General features: G+C 53.4%; 19 protein-coding genes. 1 reads left to right on the top strand and 18 read right to left on the bottom strand.

Translation table 11 applies throughout. From position 1 onward, the window contains the following. Positions 1-650 precede the first annotated feature (650 nt). The 4 genes from H8S55_RS11495 to H8S55_RS11475 form a co-directional block, all read right to left on the bottom strand. A complete protein-coding gene (locus tag H8S55_RS11495) occupies positions 651-5,039 on the bottom strand; it encodes an S-layer homology domain-containing protein (RefSeq protein WP_186879073.1) in 4,389 nt (1,462 codons plus the stop codon). A 571-nt stretch (positions 5,040-5,610) separates the two neighbouring features. Then, positions 5,611-5,886 (bottom strand): hypothetical protein, encoded by a 276-nt coding sequence (locus H8S55_RS11490; protein ID WP_186879072.1) that lies wholly within the window; start codon positions 5,884-5,886, stop codon positions 5,611-5,613. A gap of 3 nt (positions 5,887-5,889) precedes the next feature. Then, the gene (locus tag H8S55_RS11485; RefSeq protein WP_186879071.1) at positions 5,890-6,210 is read right to left on the bottom strand and encodes a hypothetical protein; all 321 of its coding nucleotides are present in this window, start codon (positions 6,208-6,210) and stop codon (positions 5,890-5,892) included. A 287-nt stretch (positions 6,211-6,497) separates the two neighbouring features. Then, positions 6,498-6,806, bottom strand: a complete 309-nt coding sequence (locus tag H8S55_RS11475) for a hypothetical protein (protein WP_186879136.1) — start codon at positions 6,804-6,806, stop codon at positions 6,498-6,500. Positions 6,807-7,507: 701 nt separating this feature from the next. On the opposite strand from H8S55_RS11475, the gene H8S55_RS11470 reads away from it, so the two are divergent. Next, complete coding sequence (locus H8S55_RS11470; RefSeq protein WP_207721845.1) at positions 7,508-7,819, top strand: hypothetical protein; 312 nt, start codon at positions 7,508-7,510, stop codon at positions 7,817-7,819. Between the two features lie 70 nt (positions 7,820-7,889). On the opposite strand, the gene H8S55_RS11465 is transcribed toward H8S55_RS11470, so the two are convergent. The 14 genes from H8S55_RS11465 to H8S55_RS11400 all read right to left on the bottom strand — a co-directional run bounded on the left by H8S55_RS11465 (position 7,890) and on the right by H8S55_RS11400 (position 20,291). Beyond that, positions 7,890-8,399 carry a ferritin gene (locus tag H8S55_RS11465; RefSeq protein WP_207721844.1) on the bottom strand — a complete coding sequence of 170 codons (510 nt, stop codon included), beginning with the start codon at positions 8,397-8,399 and terminating at the stop codon, positions 7,890-7,892. Between the two features lie 338 nt (positions 8,400-8,737). Continuing rightward, positions 8,738-8,932, bottom strand: coding sequence for a hypothetical protein (locus H8S55_RS11460; protein WP_243200587.1), 195 nt, complete (start codon positions 8,930-8,932; stop codon positions 8,738-8,740). A gap of 142 nt (positions 8,933-9,074) precedes the next feature. After that, positions 9,075-9,824 (bottom strand): metallophosphoesterase family protein, encoded by a 750-nt coding sequence (locus H8S55_RS11455; RefSeq protein WP_186879067.1) that lies wholly within the window; start codon positions 9,822-9,824, stop codon positions 9,075-9,077. A gap of 19 nt (positions 9,825-9,843) precedes the next feature. Then, the gene (locus H8S55_RS11450; protein WP_186879066.1) at positions 9,844-11,442 is read right to left on the bottom strand and encodes a recombinase family protein; all 1,599 of its coding nucleotides are present in this window, start codon (positions 11,440-11,442) and stop codon (positions 9,844-9,846) included. Further along, entirely contained in the window at positions 11,442-11,687 is a 246-nt protein-coding gene (locus H8S55_RS11445; protein WP_147562464.1) for a hypothetical protein, read from the bottom strand. The genes H8S55_RS11450 and H8S55_RS11445 overlap by 1 nt, the downstream gene beginning before the upstream one ends. Before the next feature lie 67 nt (positions 11,688-11,754). Beyond that, positions 11,755-11,904 carry an SHOCT domain-containing protein gene (locus tag H8S55_RS11440; RefSeq protein WP_177612312.1) on the bottom strand — a complete coding sequence of 50 codons (150 nt, stop codon included), beginning with the start codon at positions 11,902-11,904 and terminating at the stop codon, positions 11,755-11,757. Further along, complete coding sequence (locus H8S55_RS11435) at positions 11,901-13,826, bottom strand: ATP-dependent DNA helicase (RefSeq protein ID WP_186879065.1); 1,926 nt, start codon at positions 13,824-13,826, stop codon at positions 11,901-11,903. Before H8S55_RS11435 ends, H8S55_RS11440 begins: the two co-directional genes overlap by 4 nt. Before the next feature lie 424 nt (positions 13,827-14,250). After that, positions 14,251-14,742: a sigma-70 RNA polymerase sigma factor region 4 domain-containing protein gene (locus tag H8S55_RS11430; protein ID WP_186879064.1), complete on the bottom strand. Its 492-nt coding sequence runs from the start codon at positions 14,740-14,742 to the stop codon at positions 14,251-14,253. 555 nt (positions 14,743-15,297) lie between these two features. Then, positions 15,298-15,765, bottom strand: a complete 468-nt coding sequence (locus H8S55_RS11425) for an ImmA/IrrE family metallo-endopeptidase (RefSeq protein WP_436233159.1) — start codon at positions 15,763-15,765, stop codon at positions 15,298-15,300. Between the two features lie 145 nt (positions 15,766-15,910). After that, complete coding sequence (locus H8S55_RS11420) at positions 15,911-16,309, bottom strand: helix-turn-helix domain-containing protein (RefSeq protein ID WP_147562460.1); 399 nt, start codon at positions 16,307-16,309, stop codon at positions 15,911-15,913. Between the two features lie 117 nt (positions 16,310-16,426). Beyond that, positions 16,427-17,212, bottom strand: coding sequence for a helix-turn-helix transcriptional regulator (locus H8S55_RS11415; RefSeq protein WP_243200586.1), 786 nt, complete (start codon positions 17,210-17,212; stop codon positions 16,427-16,429). 459 nt (positions 17,213-17,671) lie between these two features. Then, positions 17,672-18,601: a thioredoxin-disulfide reductase gene (gene trxB, locus H8S55_RS11410; RefSeq protein ID WP_186879062.1), complete on the bottom strand. Its 930-nt coding sequence runs from the start codon at positions 18,599-18,601 to the stop codon at positions 17,672-17,674. 14 nt (positions 18,602-18,615) lie between these two features. Further along, positions 18,616-18,939, bottom strand: a complete 324-nt coding sequence (gene trxA / locus H8S55_RS11405) for a thioredoxin (RefSeq protein WP_147562457.1) — start codon at positions 18,937-18,939, stop codon at positions 18,616-18,618. A gap of 170 nt (positions 18,940-19,109) precedes the next feature. Next, a complete protein-coding gene (locus H8S55_RS11400; RefSeq protein ID WP_186879061.1) occupies positions 19,110-20,291 on the bottom strand; it encodes an FprA family A-type flavoprotein in 1,182 nt (393 codons plus the stop codon). Positions 20,292-20,295: the final 4 nt, after the last annotated feature.

Genomic DNA, 20,295 nt, shown 5'->3' with positions numbered 1-20,295 from the left:
GCTATCCCCTCCTGCTATTTCCGCCTGTAACGAAAATGCATCTTTTATTCCCCCGCTTCCCGCTTCTCTCTGCCGCATTCGGAAAGCGGTGTCTGTCGCGGCGCAGGGTCAAACATTATTTTGCTTTTTATTATACTCCCTCTCATCCCTTTTTTCAACAAGAGGAAACGAAAAGTAGGCGGCGCACCTGCAAACAATTTTGCACATAAATCTTGACGGGACCCATGTTCTTTCCTCCATTTTCTGAAAAATTTGAAGGTTCCAAATTTCAGAAGCCGGAGGCGGGCCGCGGCAGCGGGGAATGACATGGCTATGAAAAAGAGCATCGCCGCGGTATGACATACCAACAGCGATGCTCTCGTTTTCTATGCGATTGTACTTGCACATGGCAAGGCGGCGGGGCGGCCACAGGACTGTGCGCCCCGCTATCTTGCCGTGGTTTAGAAGAAGCCGGCCGCCCTTGCGGGCAATGCAGATGCCCTCGCTTTACAGCTTTGCCTGACCGAGATTTATCTCGTCGGGCGGTCCTTACGGCCCATTTGACCGCGCACAGAGGCGGAGAGGGAGACAATCGAATTCATCCGATATCCCATCATAAGTGCCCTCCGATTCGTCCTTGTGAAAGCTGCTTTGATGGGAAGAGGGTTTGTTTACTGTGCGTTCTGGATAAACCGCGCCATCATGGCGGCGACCTGCGCGCGCTCGGCGTTGGCTTTCGGGCCAATGCGCCCGTCTCCGTAGCCGTTGAGGATGCCGTTTTGCGTTGCCCAAATGAGGGCGTTCTGCGCGTAATCGCTCACGCTGTCCGCATCGGAGAACGGCAGAGAGCCGCTCACGGCGGGAGACCCGGCATAGCGATAGAGCATGGTGGCAAGCTGCTCACGGGTGACATTGCCGTTGGGGTTCGTTCCATCGGACACGCCGTTTTCCCGCGCCCACGCGACGCCCTTATCGTACCAGTTCTGCCCGGCAGCGGAGGTGGTGTCCACACCGGCCAGCCGCGCCAGCACGGTATTCACCATGCCGCGCGTCATGGGATGCCCCACGCCAAACTGGTTGTCGCCCACGCCCTGGAACAGTTCACGGGCGGCAACGAAGTTCACCTGATCTCTCGACCAGTGCTCACGGGTGTCGATGAAGTCCTTGGAATTGTCCACGATTTTCACCGTGGCGCCGCCGTTGACGGTGAGCTGGATGCCGTCCTCGGTGGGCAGGGAGTTCTTGATGATCTCCTCGGTGCCATCAGGATGGACGAGGACGGCCACAGTGCCGGGCTTCACATTGGTGACCGGGATCTCCACCTTGGTCTCGCCTGCACTCTTGGGTACTTCGATGTTCACCACGGGCGCGGTAATGGAATTCCGGGTGGCCTCCACCTCCACAGGGGCCTTCACCGCCTCACCGTTCTTCTTGGCGGTCTCGACGGCCTTGCTGCTGAGAGCGGTCTCCGCCGTGGTCTGACCGTTCTTGTCGGTCTTCACCGTGCCGGTGGAGCCATCGGCGGCCTTGTTCTCGGTGACGGAGCTGCCGTTGGGGTTGGTGGTAGTCTTGGAAGTGCTGCCGTCCTTGGCGGTGGTGGTCTCCACCTTGGTGCCGTCGGCCTTGGTCTCGGTCTGGACGGTGGTGCCGTTGGGCTTGGTGGTGGTCTCCACCTTGCCGGAGCTGCTGGAGCCGCCAGAGGAAGAACCGCCGCCGGAGCTGCCGGAGCCGCCGGAGGAAGATCCGCCACCGGAGGAAGATCCGCCACCGGAGGAAGATCCGCCACCGGACTGAGAGGGATTTGTAATGGTAATGGTGACCGAATTGCTGACGACCTCGTTGTACGTCTCGTCACCAGCTTTGCTGGCTGTGATCGTCACCGTTCCCGCTTTCGTCGCGGTCAGGGTGCTGCCAGTGATGTTGACAGCCCCATCGCCAGAGACCTTGTAAACCGCGTTGTGGTTGGTGGAGCCGCCCACAGCCGACAGCGTCAGCACTTCTCCCACGACGAGGCGGGTTTTGCTGGCGCTGAGCACCAGCGCGGCCTGATTTTTCTTCGCGGGCTTTTCAGGCTCGGGCTTCGGTTCTGGCTTCGGCTCGGGATTCGGTTCCGGGTTCTTGGCGTTCACAGTGATCGCCTGCGTGGTGGTTGCTGTTTGGTTGCCCTCGGTGTAGCTGACGGTAATGCTTGTATCAGATGAGGTCAGCGCTCTTGTAGGCTCGAAGGTGTAATTGGACACGACCTGCTCGCTACGATCACTGTAATGGGCCGTGACCTCCATGCCAGCGGGATCAAAGTTCTCACCCGCAACATATTTCGTCTTTGTGGGCGGCGCGGTGATAGTGATGTGGGAGAGGGTCTTTTCGATGGGCTGGGGCTTATTCCCATAGCCGCACACGGTACAGGGGGAACCACTATGCGCCTCCCGGATCTCCGTTCCGCCCGCGCAGTTGGCCCAATGCTGCGTCTCAGAGGTCTGGAACTTGGCATCGGCTGGATACTGATGCTTGATGCGGATCGGATTTTCGGCGATCTGCTTATCGGTCGCAATATCAGTATTCTTCTGATAGAATTTGTTTTCGATAGAGCAGGTATTGCCTTGGGGATAGTTCTTGTCCTTCGTCTTCCAGTCGTCCGTGTGTATGCCATTCTGGTTGAATTCCGCGTCATTGAGCATAAAATAGTCGTGATGGACGCTTGGATTAGCTCCGAGGCCGCGATCCCATGTGGTATCCACATGGAAATAGTGGCCGTCAAACAAGACCAGATTCCATGCGTGAGGCTCCGTCGAGGTCTTTGCGTTCACGCGGATGCTTTCGATACCGACCTGCTCCAACAGGAATTTGTAGCAATCCGCGTATCCCGCGCAAACTGCGGATCGATTCGCGAGGGCACCCACGGCAAAATCCGCGTTCCCCTTACCCATACCGTAAGACACATTCTTGACGATCCAATCATGGAGTTTCAGAATTTTCGCGAAGTCTCCATCATCCGGCTGAATCAGTTTCATAGCCTCATCATAAGCCGCAATGGCGCGTTTGACAAAATCCAGTGTCCAAGACGGGCCGTACTGAACCTTCACCGTCGCGATCTTGCCGTTGCTCTTATAAGTAAATTTCGGGTACGATCCGTACTGAGTTGAAACGTCCGAGTGGAAGAGGTTTTGCTTGATGAGCCATCTTGTCGCGTATTCTCCCGTCACTGGGCCGGTAGCAGTGGTGTATTTAATATCTTCTGGAGAAATATCAATGTCGGACACATCGATCTCCGTATCCAGATAGAGCATCCGGTTCATGACCCTTGCCAGGAACTTCTCCTGCTTACTGCTATCCTTCGGATTGAAAAGATCGTGGATGCCTTCGGGCTGCTGGGGCTTGTTTTCCTCTCCGTCCGTGACGGTGAGGGTGAAGGTGTCCGAGACTGTGCTATTGGCAGTCGGAGCGGTGACGGTGAAGTTGTAGATGCCTGCGGCAATGGTGGAATTATTGTCTTTTTTCCCAATATAGAAGTCTGCTACACCGGGGTCATTCGTATCGGATACAGTAAGCGCAATGTTTCCGGCTACATATCCATAAAAGGAATCGTATTGTGCCGGCTGGTTGTTTACCGTAAAGGTAAGCGGAACATCTTGCAGCGCGTCGTGATTTCCAATCAGCACCTTGATCTCTGCGCCGCCGTTGATCTCGTCATTGATCTCCGCTGCGGTTTTGGTGATGTTCTTGCTGGCGGGATCAATTTCAAGCTTTTCAACGTATTTTTTGCTCTCCGGCGCCTTAGATGTTACCCACGCAAACTCGCCGTTTTCCGTATTCTTATTCAGCGTCAGGAAACCCTTCTGCGATTCATAGGGTGTAAAATTGACGGTCGCATCACCACTCGCCGCTGTGATGTATGTATGATTCGCATTCGCAAGGCCAGACTGTCCATTCGTCCCGCCGGTGGTTTCAAAGACATGGGTGCCATTAAACGCGCTGGTGATGGTCAGCTTGTCCTCCTTGCCAAGAACGATCTTGCCGTTACCGGACAGGCTGTTAACGGTTTTTGATCCCGCAAAGCTGATGGTGGCATTGTTGTTGAGCGTCACATCAGCCGTTTCATTGATCGCCGCGACGGCAGCCGTGCCGCCGTTGATCGTCAGGCTTTTCAGATCGGCAAGGCTGAGCTTCTTGCTTTCGACAGCCGTGTTAATGGTCAAGGAGGTGTCGCTCGAACCGTTTCCATTTACGGAAACGGTATATGCCTCGCCCACCGTGGACGCGCCATCAACAGTAATATTCACCGGGCCGGAGACTGTATAATTAGAATTGGCTGTCGGAGCGGGAGACTCCGTGGTGTCGAACCAGTTTCCACCTGGAACACTTTCATTAGCGCCGCTGCCGTAGATGGTGCCTACCGTGCCCTTTTCCACTGTTACTGAGACGGCACCGGTATAGCCAGCCGCTACGCCACCGGCGTAGATATTACCAAACGTGCTGTTTTGCAGATTAAGAACCGCGGAATTACCGGATGCGGGAAGGTTTACCGATGCCGATTGAGCAACCTGACCAATTCCACCGGCAAACAGATGTACCTCGCGGAAGCCATGTCCTCGCGTGACATTTTCGGCGGTAAAGCTGTGACCGTTCACAAAAATGGCGTTATGATATCTGTTTGCCAGTTCTAACACCACATTCTTCATGGTCACATCCGCGCCAAGGACGATACCGCCAGACCGGATATTGAAAGAGGCGTTACCTTCACTGTTCTGCTCAGTGCGGCCCTCAATGGTGACCGGCTTGTTGATGATCAGGGGGGCGCTTTGGCCCGAGGTTCCGCCCGCCGTGTCGTTTTGATAGGCCTTGCCTAAAATAACGATGGTATCACCAGTTTCTGCCTTGTTCAGGGCGTCTTCAAAGAACTTGAAGGGATCTGCCTGTGTGCCACTACCCATTGAACTATTAGAAGAAACATAGCGGGTATAAATCGTATTCTTGTTCTCGCCCTCTGCCATCACCGCCGTTGGCAGCAGCGTCAGCAGCAGGGCTAACGTGAGGAAGGAGCTTAAGAGCCTTTTCTTCATAGTCATTCTCCTATCTTTTTTGTAGGTTTTTCTATTCGCGCATGTCATTTAATTATACCATATTGCGCTCCCGCTGTATACTCCCGTCTTGTATGAAATATGGGGGCAAAATCATGAGGACGATATACAACGTGATCGCCAGCGCGCCGGTCTGTGTCGCTTGCCGCAGGCAGGCTCGGCTATCAGCCTTGCGGCATCGTCCGCGCGAACCGATCCCTATATATCTTCCCACATACCGGGCCGCTTGCTCTTTGCGGCGGGAGCGCTCCGCAACCATGCCTGTTCTTCTCGTTTACGCCTTAAAATCTCCTCGCAGTAAGACTCGAAAATGCCCTTATACTTGTTCCATCTTCAAGCTCATCGCGAAAACGCCATAGGAATGCTGGGTACCCATAATACAGGAAGCAACAATTTTGCGCATAAATCTCGACGGCACCACCATGGGAACAAGGAATACGCCGAGCGGAAAGCAAAACAGCAGACCGAGCAACAGAAACAGGCATAACAGAGGCGGGAGCATCTCAACCGATGCTCCCGCCTTTCATCATTGGCTCGACAAGCTAAAATTGACTTACTTCTTATCTCCCAAAAGCATGATAGAATTTGCTAAAATAGATATGATGACACAAATCCATAACGCTTTGCTCATAGAGGGCAATATATCCATAAGACCGCCCCAATCCTCATTGATAACTCGCATGGCGGCATCCGAATAAAATGAGCATGCAGTTAATGCTGTCAACGATAAACTTATAAAACCAAAGCATTTTGAATTTTTCTGTTTAGATGTCCAAACCAAATTTAGGATTGCAAAAACAATGGCACCAAAACCCATTACTAACCACATATTTTAACCTCCTATCATTTTGCGAAAAATGGCCCATAATGCCCATAATATTGTACCTAATATTGTTCCTATAAACATGGCGCCAAATGCTAAAAAACCGGCCATCGCACTGCTCATCATAAAGTCTGGTTCAAATAACCCAGGATACGGGAGGTTCCAAGCCCGATCTGCAAGGTACCCATATCCCGCAAAAGATAAAAATGCAAACGGAAGAATCCCGATGCAAAACCTCATTTTTTTACCAGCCAGCAAACAGATGGTAAACTGCACAATAGCAGGCACAAGGATCAAGAGCGGGAAAAAGTCGATATCGAGTCGAAACATACAGACCCCCCTGCTGCATTTCTTCACCACAAAATGGGCATTTCATGAAAACCACCTTTATCAATTTAATGATAGCAGATAAAGGCAAAAAAACAAGGGCAGGAATGAATTCCTACCCTTGTTCAATTCATAGAATATTTTCAATAGAAATCATAACTCCGAACTACATCACCCACTTGAATCATGTAGTTCGGATTATCATTGTGTGGTCGGAATTTAATACTAGGCCTTGGGAAAATCCGGCCTTATCAATGGTTTTAGCATCGTAAGCACGAGGTTTTATCTCATTAGATGCGATAATCAGAAAGATCATCCGGCATTTCGGCAAATAATTTTGTCTGATTGGCTTCTTTTTCAAATTGCGCCTTGATTTGCTCGTTCACGCATGCGTCAAGGATTCGCACGACTTCCAAATCTTCTTCTTTGATGCTGATCTCAGCAATATCATCCTTCTCGCCGCATTGTGGAAAATTGACCAGCCAATAGCCTTTGACGCATTTGGGATAGCAAATCAACCCATACATACCTTTATGAACGCCATCTCGTGAATAGGTTTCTTTTTCAACGGTGACTCTTACGTTATCCATTTCTTGCATATGATTTGCCTCCATAGGGTGTTGTCATCCTCAATTTTCCGCCTGGCTCCACCATCCAACCGGTAATGAAAGAAACCTCTCCAGTTCCATCTCTTCTTGGATGGGTGATGCGGACAAGGTGAGTTTTTTCTCTACCCCAACTATCGACGTAGAACCGAAAATAAGCAAAAACTGCACGTTTCCGTACAACTATCACAGAACAATTTGGAAAATAAAAAACGGAGTATCCCGAAAGATACTCCGATTGGAGTGTGTTGACAAAAAAGATGCGGGCGCAAAGCTTTGTGCCGCAAGGGTTTGCAGGCTTTTGAGGCTCGATTGTCCGTTTTGCAATTCGAACACCCAGCATCTTGTGATGACGGATGAATGATCTGTAAATGTGCGCGTGAATCTGTAAATTAAGTATACGTGAAAATACATAAAACGTCAATTCCAATAGACCAATTTTACGAGCCTTTTTTCTGTTTTTTTACCGGATGTTAATTTCCCCACAAGCGGCTCAACACCCGCTCAGATCCCCATGTGGGGGGACTCCTTGGGTTGCCTGTAAAAAGCCTACACGTCGGCTCACAGGGGCAAACACGGCGGAACGATGGGAGTCGCCCACTGCGGGGCGGCTCTGTTATAGGGAGAGCTCAGTTTGTCAGCCCCATCCATGCCTGCTTTTCCTTCGGTGCCTGCACGATCCAGTCCAGAAGGTTTTGGCTGTCCTCCAGACACTTTGCCATTTCGAACATCTTTGTTCTGGCTTGCATACTGTCCATGCGCAGGCTCGTTTCGAACAGGTCTCAGATGTTGCCCAGCGTTTCCAAGCCGGTGGCATTCATCGGGAGTTCATCCTCCGGCAACACATGCGCTACCGTGCCACCTTCGCCTGCGGCGCGGATCGCATCCAGCTTACGATCCAGAAAAGAGCAAAATACCACTACTGGCTGTTCGGCCGCTACCAAGACAACAAAGCCATTGGTGAAAAGCACATTCTGCTCTGGGAACAGATCATGCGGGTTATATAAGATAAGGCCGCAAAGGAAAGGACGGCAGACTTGCCGTTTTTTCCTTTGTGACCTTAAAATAATGAACCTTTTACAGAACCAAAGAGGGCGCTGTATAGACTCTGGCAGCCAACTCCTGATTGAGCATATACAAACTCTTGGGGTCAGTGCCGAATAACTCCATCTTGGAAATAAGATCGTTTGCGTTCGTTTCTTCCTCGCCCTGTTCCTTTACAAACCAGTCAAGGAACTGCATGGTGCGAAAGTCTTTCACATCATAGGCGGCACTGTAAATATTATTGATGAGGCCAGTCACATATTCTTCGTGCGTCAGCCCGGCTTTCAGGACATCCATGTGGCAGGAAATCGAAGGATCTGGCTTATCAATAGATTCCAATGTCACAGTCTGATTTTGATTTTGAAGATAGGTATAGAACAGCATAGCATGATCCCGTTCCTCTTGCGCCTGAATCATGTACCAGTTGGCGAAGCCATCAAGTCCCTTGGATTTGAAATAATTAGAAAACTCCAGATAGAGATATGCGGAGTAGAACTCCTTGTTGATCTGCTGATTCAGCAGCTTATGTACCGTTTTGTCCATTATGGATTTCCTCCCGTATTTTATGATTTTGAATTGCTCATAGAATAAAGCAATTACTAAAATCCTTATACCACCATTCTTGACCTGTGTCAATCCTGTAAAATTCCGCTCCCTTTTACCTTTTGTGTGATAGGGTAGAACTTCGGTGATTTCACTAAATCACGCACTTGACCGGTACTGGATACCGAAAAGAGCCGAAGGCAACTTCGGCATCTTTTCATGCCCAAATTGTAGAACATTGTGGTATTATGGGATAGAAAAACATTTGAAAAAATGTGTGAGATTTGAGTTCAAAAGTTGTGTATATATGTGAAAGAGTAAATTATGGAAAAGACAGATCAGGCGGAACGCCGAAACTGTTTGGCAGAACGGTAGGAGTGAGAGCCGTGCAGAACGGCGGCCAACGCAACCGCCAGGGCGGAGATGTGGGCCAGTGTATTGAGGTTTGCCGCGCTTGTGCCGTTGCGCACCCACAGCCGTTCCTGACCTGTGGATTTGAACCGGGAATTGTAACGCTCACACTCTGTACGCAAGGCGTATGTCCTCTTGAATGGCACAACGCAGTCGGGAGAGCTATTCGTGACCCCGGACAAAGATTTATGCCTGATCTTGTGAAAAACTTACTTAAATAAAAAGTGGAGACACATTAGCCAATCGCCAGTGCGCCTCCATTCATCATTTCAGTCGGATAATCTTCTTATAGAGCATTACGAACTCTTTCTCTACCACCATGTTTTCGTGGTAGTGTCCGAAAAACCAGTATTGGAATCGGCATCGCTCTCGAACCTCATCGAGAAAGTCTGTCAGGGCATCCCGTTGGAACAGCCCGCCGCTGAATGTGTCCTGAATGCTGCTGGGGCAGCAGTGGGTGATGATGTAGTCCACGTCCCAACCTGTTTTGTCCAGTGCTTCTCTTGCGGTCCGGTATTCGTCCTCGCCGGGCAGTTCCTCTTTCCACCAGGAGCGGTGGTTGATTCGGTAGAGAGCCCCTGCGGCGTTGAGCTGCCGGAGCTTTCCCTCGTAGTTCGGATCGTCTGGTTCCAGAATGCCGTCCCGAATGTCGTGACTGCTGGCCCCGCCCATGGTAAAGATTTTCTTTCCGCAGATCTCGTAGAGCTGCCCTCGCATCAGGTGCAGAACGCTGGGACGGATCGGCTGCACCAGTCCGCCGTGCCACACACTTGTCGGGTAGCTGCGGAGCAGATCATAGTTTTCGTGATTCCCACTGACGAACAGGGTGGTGAATGACCTGTCTTCCAGCCAGTCGAGCCATTGTTGTTCAATCTCACTGCCATCCCAGACGCCGCCAAAGTCGCCACAGATGATGAGGTAATCGTCTTTGGTCAGGCCCCCTTGCTCGCGGAATGCCACAGGGCGGAGCCTGCTGAAATCACCGTGGGTGTCACCGGTCATAAAAATTGCCATCTTTTTTCGCCTTTCCTTTTTATTGTAATCCTTGCTCGATCACCACATTGGAGTCTCTAAACTGGATGTGGATCGTGTCGGCATCCTCGACCGTGATCTTCTGAATGATCTGCCGGATGAACTCATCGTCGAACTCCGTGTAGCCCTCGCTGCATTCGATTAGGCTGTCCCACATTTGCTGGCGCTTGGCAACTTGTTCTTCCAGACCGACTTCTTCCTGCTGGGCCTCTAAAATTTGTTCCTTGAGAGACGCTTTCTCATCCGTCAGGGCTTTCATTCTGGAGTTCAGATCAGCGTCGGCCATGTTGGACAGCAGCATGTCCAGCAGATCAGCCTGCTCATGGCTGACTTCGTCGAGGCGGCGCTTCAGCGTCAGCAGTTTTGTACCAGCCTCAGTCAGCGCCTGCTTGGCTTCCTCCACCATCGCCAACACATCGGGGCAGACCTCCTGCCGGATGGCCGCATACTCGTTCATGGCGTTGAGGATGGCACTGTGGAGCTTGCCTTCATCCAGCGTAGGCGAGGCATGGCAGTATTTTGTACCGAACTCCAGCCGGGAGACACACCGCCAGACGATGCGCTTTTTTCCGTCTCTGGCCCATGTCACCCGCTTGTAGGGGGAACCGCACTCACCGCACACCAGCAGTTCCGTCAGGGCGTATTTGCCGGAATATTTCCCGAGTTCCGTCTTGCCGCTCTTTTGCAGCACCTTTCGCTTACTGGAGCGGCGCGTCATTTCTTTCCGCACCAGATCGAATGCCTCTCTTGAGATGATGGCGGGGTGGTTGTTTTCAACATAGTACATGACGCGCTCACCGCGGTTTTTTCGAACCTTCTTGGAGAGGCAGTCCGTAACATAGGTTTTCTGCAGCAGAGCATCCCCAATGTACTTTTCGTTGGTCAGAATGTTATGGATGATGGCGGGTGACCAGCACTCCACACCCTGGGCTGTGGGAATGCCGTCTTCGTCCAACTCTCGCCTGATCTTGCCTAACGTGCAGCCGTCCAGATACCTGCGATAGATGCGGCGGACGATTGCGGCTTCCTCCGGCACAATCTCCGGCTGGCCGTCCTCACCCTTGCGGTATCCCAACATTTTCTTGTATTGAAAGTGGACATTGCCTGCCTTTGCGCTTTTCTCTTTGCCCCATGCAACATTTTTGCTGAGTGACTCAGACTCTGCCTGGGCAAAGCCGCTGAACAGGGTGACCAGGAACTCACTGGATTCCGTAAGAGTATTGATATTCTCCTTTTCAAAGTACACGCCGATGCCATTGGCTTTAAGAAGTCGGACCGTATCCAGACAATCCACCGTGTTTCGGGCAAAGCGGGAGAGGGACTTCGTGATGATGAAGTCGATGCGGCCACGCTTGCAGGCGGTGATCATCTTATTGAACTCCGCTCTCTTTTTGAGGCTGGTTCCGGAGATGCCCTCATCTGCGTAAATGCCCGCCATCTCCCAATCAGGGTTGTCCTGAATCTTCTGGGTGTAGTAGGTCTTTTGGGCTTCATAGCTGTTGAGCTGTTCCTCGCTGTCGGTGGATACACGGCAGTAGGCGGCGACACGCAGGTGCTCCGGCACAAGCGCGTTTGGTTCAATCACTTTCACCGTGGCCATCAGCGTTCCTCCCGCTGGTGGGCAGCCATCGCTTCGCTGCGGTTCACGCAGCCATGCAGGTCTTCGATAAAGGTGTTCAGGGCAGACGGGCTGTCAAACCCGTTGATGTAAACAACGCCGTCATTCTGCGTGTACTTGTCACCGTCCCGATACCCCAGCTTTTCCGCCTGTGCCGCTTCAAGGATGTCGATCCAAACAGAACCGTCTTTGCGGTAAATTTGTTTTAAATAATACTGGTATTCCACACTGTGTCCTCCTTGCATCTTTTTTGGCAACACACAAGCTACCACACTATCCGCGGAATAGCCAGCACTATTCCCGAACAGTCTGCGGGGCGTATTTTTCTCTGGCGAGTCCCTTGGCATAAGCCAGTTCCTTTGCTGACAGAAGGCCCTTCTCGGATAAGTGCTCCAGCATCCGGATGGCCAGCCGGTACTGCAATTCCTTCTTGGCGTCGATCATGCGCACACCTCAAAATAGCTTTCTGGCTTCAGCTCCCGCAGGAACTTCGTTACAGCCCGCAGGCTGCTCGTGGTGCGCATGTCCGGCAGAGCCTCCCGCATGGCTGCGTAGTAGCGGCGGCCATGGCTTGCGCGCTCGTCCAAGATGGAGATGACGCAGGTGTCGGTCTCTGTGCGGATGGCCCGTCCAAAGCCCTGACGCAGCTTAATCTGCATCTCAGGCACGGCCACATTCTGAATAAACTGGCGAAGGGATACGTATTCCTCCCGCTCTTTTTCCTTCAGTGCGTCCGGATAGGCGAAGGGCAGGCGGGGGATCACCAGCAGGGATACGCAGTCGCCGGGGAAATCAAAGCCTTCCCATGCCGCGCCTGTGGCCAGCAGTACAGCCCCCGGTGTTTGCCGAAACCGCTCCGTCATGTGTATGGCGTTTCTGCCCAAGGTAAATAACGGGAAGCTGAGTTCCCGCTCCCGCAGCCTATCCTTTACCGCTGACATGGCGGCGTAGGAGGTGAACAGCACCAGCGCATGGCCCCAGGCCGCACGGATGAGTTCCGCAATTTCATCTGTCAATCCATCATAGTATGCTTCCGAACTTTGGCTCGGTGGAAGCTGCGGCAAGTACAGCAGGCAATTCCGCTTATAGTCAAAGGGAGAAAGAGAAACCGACTCCGTTACGCGCCGCCCGTCCATCAATCCAGTCTGCGAACGAAAACGGTGAAAGTCATCCCCTACAGCCAAAGTCCCAGAGGCCAGCACAAAAGCGTGTTCCGGCCTCCACAGGACCTGGCGCATCTGTTCCGTCAAATCTGAAACGGTGGCGCACAGCATGGTTCCGCCATCGCCGTCATCCGCTGTGTAGAGGATCATATTCGTTCTCGGGCTGCTCAAGAGAGACACCGTGCCGCGCAGCTTTTCCAGCTGCCTGCGCCCCTGCGCCGACAGCAGCCTGCCGACCTGCTTCTCAATAACAAGAAGAGAACGGCTGGGGATCGTCAGTAAGCGAAGGTACGCATCCAGGGGTTCGGTTTCCTCTCTGGGCTGCGTGAGCTTGCGGAGCAATGGCCCCATCGTGTCTGTCAGTACATCCGCTGCCAGCAGATAGCGTTCCGCGCGGAGCTGGTGGATCATGCTTTGGATGTCACCGGCAGTCAGCGTCATGCCGAACATCTCCCGTGCCGCTTCCGGCAGCTTATGGGCTTCATCTACGATGATGACGCTATGCTCCGGGAAAATGGGTCGTTTGCCCTGACTGCGGTGGATGGCGTCCGCCAGCAAAAGATTATGGTTGCAGATTTGAAACACATATCGATCCGCATCGCAGCGTTTCAGAAAGCGCTTATACCTGCAATCCTGATGGTCGCAGTCGCAGAACTGCGGAACGCAGACACGTTCCCGGTCATAACCGCTGAGATGGGGGACATTGTCCATGTCCAGCGTTCCCTTCAGCGCGCGAAGGGCGTCGGCGGCTGCCGGATCTTTCTTTTGAAAGTTCACCTGACGAAGCCGCCTTTGCAGGCGTTCGTCGCAAACATAATGGCCTTTGCCTTTGCGGATCACAGAGAGTAGTGGGCGGTCGATCTGTCCGTCTGCCAGCAAGGTGCAGGACAGCAGCGGAAGGTATTCTGTCTGCACAGCGTTCTGCAAGGCGATGCTGGAAGTGGAGATAATGACAGGCTTGTTCACCGGCCCCGTGTCAGACCGGTTGGCCGCTGCGGCAGCTGCCAGATAAGCGTAGGTCTTGCCGATGCCGGTGCCTGCGTCGCACAGGGCGATGCCGCCGTTCAGCATGGTATCCAACATTCGGTGGCTGAGTTTGATCTGCTCGGAACGCTCCACCATGCCCTGGGCAGGCAGCAGGTCTTTGAAAATATGGTCGATCATGGCGTGGGCTTTCTGCCTGTTTGTATCATTTGTATTCATCCGTGGATTTCCCCAATCATGATAAAAAGTATTTTTGTCATTCGTTTCACCGTATTTGCAGCTCGCGCCCCGGTGGATAAAGGGAACAGTACGGGCAGAAGGCGGCTACCTTCTCACGGGCGTATTCCTGGGGTCTCTACTGCTTTCAACCCCAGGGCAGCCCAGCCTCATCATGCTGGCCAGTGCTTTGTGTCTCATTATCAGCCCGAACAGAGTCAATGCCAGCCGACTTTTCCAAAGTCGGCCCGTCACAGGTTTTATCGCTCGCCGGATACATTCCCTCCGGGTCATGGCGCACACTGCGCGAATGCTCGTCTGTCCGGGCGGTTGCCCGTACTGCTGATATGCACTTTTCAAGGAACAGCGAGGGATCTCCTTTGGGGTCCCTCACTGTCCTCCCGAAAAAGGCTGCGGGTGAATACCCTTAATTTGAAAAATTCTCAAAATATTTTTTCAGATCCCGCAGAATGCGGTCCCGGCGTTTGATGACCGCCCTCTGGGTAATTCCGATCCGCGCCGCATAGTCTCTGGTGGATGCGCCGTCGAAGAACAATGCGTTGATCAACTCCCGATCCGCGTCATTCAGAGACAGCATGGCCAACAGCAACATCTCCTTTCGTTCCGCAAGGCTCTGTGCCTGCCATTCCAGTGCTTCTTCCTCCGCGCTTGGGGCTGTTTCCGCGCCGACATAGTCCGAAAGCAGGTCGTCCTCCGCCATCTGCTCCAACGAGAGGATCTTCCCAGAAAACTGTTCCTCCCGCACATACCGCTCCCGGCGGTCCGCCTGGGAGTAGGCCAGATACACACCCTCCGCCACTTCCACATCCACACCATCCACGGTGATGGTATTGGCGATCACTTCACCAGCTTCGTTATAAATGCGTCTATAATTGCGTTCTTCCTGCCATTTTTTCATTTTTCGTGACTCCAATCTCAGATTTTTTTGAAAGTTCTGAGATCGGGTCACGGGTATTTGGCGACATAGGTCTGCCAACGCTGGAGCATACAAGTCCTTTCCGCCATTCAACAATGCGAAAAGGGCGCAAAAAAAAGAGCCTTACGCATAGCTGAAAAGCTACTTGTAAGGCTCCTAACTCAATACTTCCCGCTTACGTCTGATTCGACGCTGGGTAGTTGGTGCGCTTGACGAAGTTATATATTGTTTTGTTTTTTCTTAATTCAGGCCCATGCCGTATCTCTACAGAGAGTGGGCACGATGATCGGCGGCTCAGTCCTGTGCCGCACGGTGATCCCCACCTGCATACCGCACCTTGGACACTTTGCGATAATATCAGCTGGTTCATCCCCTACCATGGCAAACAGTCGATATTGGGAAAGGGCCGCCCCCGCTGGGGCATCCGCGATCCGTCCCTTCTCGCAGATGGGACAGCGAAGGATCTTGCGTATTTCTTGTTCCATGGCGCCTCGCTTTCTCTGTTCTCTTTTTTGAGAACAGCTTCCTAAAATTTTTTCACAGCAGATGATGATTCTCCAGCCGGATACGCATGGCTTGCTTGGAGACTTGAAAAATGCCGGCCATATCCGCGACTAATTGCTGACGGTCCCTGCCAGACTGGAGCTGGTAAAAGCATCGTTTTACTTGAGGCAGCGGCATCAGAAGGATGGACCCCAGCAGATTCGCCTGCATTTCCAATGCGCTGTTCTGCGTTCTGACGATGTTTGTTCCTGTCATCATGGCTGCACTCTCGCCGGTTCCGCTGTACAGTCTCTTATGCAGCAGCCAGTGTGCCAGCTCATGAGCGCAGGTAAAGCGCAGTCGGCCTGTGGAGGAATCCTCTCTGCAGAGGGAGCTATCGATGAGTATGGTGCCGCCCTTGACCGCAATGACGGTATATCCTGGGATATCGTAATCATAGATAATGGCGCCGCCATCATCAAAAATCGTTTCGCCAAGGCACACCCGGTTTTCCGCAGGCACTGATATTCCAGCGTGATCCCCTGTGCTTCGATGATGTCCTCGATAGGGATCATTCTGGGAACGCCATAGTAGAGATTCGGATCATAGGCGGTGATGACTTCGCGGGCGATCCCCTCCAGAGCCTGTTCCCTATAATATGGTGTTCTCATGCCTTGGTATCACTGTCCTCTCCTGATGATCTCATGCGCCGGTTGATCCGGTCGATAAAATCCTGCCACTCCTGGTCGGTGGCATCTGCCTCCCTGGCTGTGCGCAATGCAGCCCGGACGATCTCTCGATCCATGATGTAGTCCGGAAGGTCTGCGGATACCCGATTTTGCTTGGATTTTGCCGCAAGGTCAAGCATCCATTCCCGTTCTGGCTTGTCCAACTGCAGCAGCAGGGCCATCCGTTCCAGATATTCCTGCGAAGGAGCCGCGCGGCGGTCATTCTCAATATTGCTCATATAGACCGGCGACAGGTCCAGCTTTGCCGCCATGCCTCGGAGCGTCAGGCCGCGCGCTATACGCTTCTCCCGAAGGAAGCTGCCAAAGGTCTGTTCCACACGTTTCACCTCCTCGTGTGTTCTCTCGATTGGAAACACTGTCAGTATAGCAAACATTTGTTCGATTTACAAGATGAGAAAACAGAGGTGTCCCCCGCAAGGAACACCTCTGCTGGATCATTGCAGCCATGCGGCCATACCGCGCATTTCGTCCAGCACCTCTTCGGGGCCGAGGATTCGGATCTTGCCGCAGAAGGTGAACACCCATGCAAAAAATGGTGGACTGGGCGCTACCTCCACGATGGCCTTGAAATGGCCGTCATCTGCTGTCACCGTTGAGACATCTTCGCTAAAGCGGTCTATCACGCTGCGCATGACCTCGTTATCGCACAGCAGTTCCACCGTACACAGATCGTCCGGGTACATTCCGAATATTTTCCGCACATACTCAGCCGGGTCGAAGTCCGGCTTACAAACAGCTGCCTGATCGGATGATTCCACAGCCACCATTCGATCCACTCGGAACTGTGCCAGCTTCCCGTGCTTTTCCGACCAGCCCACTGCGTAATAACAATCCCGGCTCCAGATAAGGGCATACGGGCTGAACTGATAGCGGTAGCCGTTATGCTTGAGTATCTTTTCTTTCTGCGGGGTGTATTCGTAATACTGAAAGGTGATCTGCCGTTTTTCCTGAATGGCGTTATGGATCTCATCCACGCTGTAATAGATGCACTCATTCTCCGGTTTGGCGGTGCCGTCCATATAAATATGCCGCTCCAACTGGCGGGCATGAGATTCACTGGTGAGCTTACCCAACTTTTCAATAAGCCGCTCGCTCTTTTTGGCCGTAATGAAGCGGGAGGATTCCACCGCGTCCACCAGCAATTTTAACTCCGGCAGTTCAAATAACCGTTCTCCTACGAAGTATCGGTTCTGGGTGCTTTTGACACAGACGATGTCCATGCCGTTGCTTTGCAAGACTTCAATAGCGGAATATACGCTCTTGCGCCCTGCCTGAATGCCATGTTCCCGCCAGAAGGCAAGAATATCCGCTACGGAAGCTGGATGCTGATCATCCGTATGCTCATACAGATACTGCTGTAAGAGCAGCAGACCGTATTGGGATTCATTAGCAGCGCCGCGCCGATTTTCTCAAATTATGTGACGCCGTCACAGTAAAACCGCTTGTCACGCGGTATACTATGCATAAAAGCACAGCCGCAGAGTACATCTGTGGCTGTGTTTTGTGTTCAGTTGCTCACTGTTGCGTGGACTGGACATGGAGAGACAACATATCTCCCGATCTTACATGGATTATCTTATCTGCCATCACTCTGGCAGTTTGCCTTGCAGATATGTCGGCATCCCCACTGCGGTCGTATCCGGCCTGACCTTAAACATGGCTTTTTCAATCTATCTCCCTTATCGGTTTTCCGCGATATATTCCTCCGCCATGTGGACTGCCACCGCGCCGTCCGCCACGGCGGTGACCACCTGCCGGAGTGGCTTCGTCCGCACATCGCCCACGGCGTAAACGCCGGGAACGCTGGTCTCCGTGGTCTCTCCGGCCACGATATAGCCGCCCTTGTCCAGCGATAGCTGACCCGCCGCCAGCGCCGTGGCGGGCTGTCGGCCCACGCTGACAAACACGCCGTCGCAGTCCACCACGCTTTCCTCACCGGTGATGGTGTCCCGCAGGCGGACGCCGGTCAGCCTGTCCCCGGAAAGCAGCGCGGAAACGGTGCTGTTCCAGCGGAATTCCACGTTTTCGGCCTGTGCCAGCGGCTCGTGATAGATTTTGGTGGCCCGCAGGGCGTCTCTGCGGTGGACGAGGATCACTTTTTTCGCCACGCGGCTGAGAAGGAGGGCGTCCGCCGCGGCGGAATTTCCGCCGCCCACCACGACCACCGTTTTGCCCTTGTAAAACATCCCATCGCAGGCGGCGCAGTAGGCCACGCCCCGGCCCACCAGCTCCGCCTCTCCGGCAACGCCCAGCGTTCTGGGGTCCGCACCGGTGGCCAGCACCACGGTTTTCCCCCGGAAGATCCCCTCGCTGGTCTCCACGAGCTTGGGAACCGCCGTCAGATCCATGCGGAGAACTTCCGCGTATTCGCTGCGTGCCCCAAAACGCTCCGCCTGCTTTTGCATCTTCTCCGCCAGAGAGAAGCCGTCGATCCCGTCCTCGAAGCCGGGGTAGTTGTCGATCTGCTCGGTCAGGGCCATCTGCCCGCCGGCAGACAGCTTTTCCAGCACGACGGTGTCCAGCCCCGCCCGTGCCGCGTACAGGGCGGCGGTGTAGCCGCCCGGGCCGCCGCCCACCACGAGCATATCATAAACACGATTGTTGTTCATATCTGAACCCTCCGTTATTTCGCCAAGGCTCCCTGAATGAAGCGGTCGATCTCTGCCTTTGAGCCGGGCGCGGTGATGGAATCCACGGCCTTTCCGTTCCGGTACAGCACCAGTGTCGGGATCACCTCGATCCCCTCGGCCCCCGCCAGCCGCGGCTCCTCGTCAATGTTGATCTTGCCGACGGCGAGGCTGTCCGCGTATTCCTCTCCGATCTTCTCATACGCGGGGCCGATCCTCCGGCAGTAGCCGCACCAGGGCGCCCAGAAATCCACCAAAACGGGCTTTTCCTCCCGGATCGCCTGCTCAAACTGCTCCTGATTCATGTTCATAGCTGCCATATCTGCCAGCTCCTTTCCTTTGTTTGGGTATTCTCAAGACTCCGGTCTCGCCCCACACCACATCGTGACCTCAACCTGAGATGACGGTACTCTGCCCTTGGGACATAAAGCAGATGAGTAAGACCATCATCTGTACGAGAATAGCTGCAATAGCTGCGGTTTGTTGCAGCTTATTCCGCGCAGAGTTCAGCCACCAGAGCGTCCATCTGCGCTTCACTGGTTTGGTTCAATGCACTACGCAGAGACACTACCGTTTCGTAAAGGTGGATATCCTTCATCTCCTCCAATTTGGCGCGCATCAGCCGCGCAGCGGCAGGGGCCCATGAGCCGTTTTCCATGAGGCCGATCCGGCGGTTTCGGAATCCCTTTGTCTGTAAATGATCCAAAAAGGCCTTCATGGGCGGGAACAGTCCTCCGTCATAAGTGGAGCAGGCCAACACCAGTTTCCCACAGTAGAATGCGCTGGTCACGGCATAGGAAAGGTCTGTTGTCGTCAGATCGCACATGGTGACTTGCGCACCTTTTCCCTCCAGCTTGCTCTTGAGGGCCTCCGATGCATATGCGGTATTTCCATGGATGGACGCGTGAGCGATCAGGATGCCCTCCGGTTCTTCCGGTTTCCATTGTGCCCAGAGATCATAGAGCCGCAGATACTCCCCCAAGTCTTCTGTGAGCATGGGGCCATGGAGTGGGCAGATCGTTTTGATCTCCAGTGCGGAGATTTTTTTCAGCAGCGCCTGCACCTGTGCGCCATACTTTCCGATGATGTTGTAATAATACCGCCGGGCCTGCGGCGCCCAGGGGGCACGGACAGTCCGTTCCAGTGAACCGAAGCGGCCGAAGGCATCCGCCGAGAACAGGATCTTTTCCTCCTCTTCATACGCTGCCATCACCTCCGGCCAGTGTACCATCGGTGCCAGCAGGAAGCGCAGCCGGTGTGAGCCCAGAGAGATCGTGCTGCCCTCGCCAACCTCCAGCATACGGTCTTCCGAAAATGCACCTGTGCCGAAGAACTGCTTGATCAGGGTAAATGTTTTTGCGTTTCCCACGATCTTCATCTCCGGGTACTTTTGTGCCAGCCGCATGAGGCTGCCGGAATGATCCGGCTCCATGTGTGTGACCACAAGATAGTCGGGGCTGCGCCCCTCCAACACCCGCGCCACATTGGAAAGCCATTCTTCCGCCGCCCGTGCGTCCACGCTGTCCATCACGGCGATCTTCTCATCCAGAATGACATAGGAGTTGTAGCTCACTCCCATAGGCTGGACGGGGTACTGGTTTTCAAAGAGTGCCAATGTGTTATCATCCACCCCTACATAGCGGATGGCATCTGTTACCGTTCGGATAGCCATATAA

Source organism: Flintibacter faecis, from assembly GCF_014287875.1.
GTDB lineage: Bacteria > Bacillota > Clostridia > Oscillospirales > Oscillospiraceae > Lawsonibacter > Lawsonibacter faecis_A.
The sequence above is the reverse complement of the archived record's forward strand: the minus strand, read 5'-3'. Positions and strand labels throughout refer to the sequence as shown.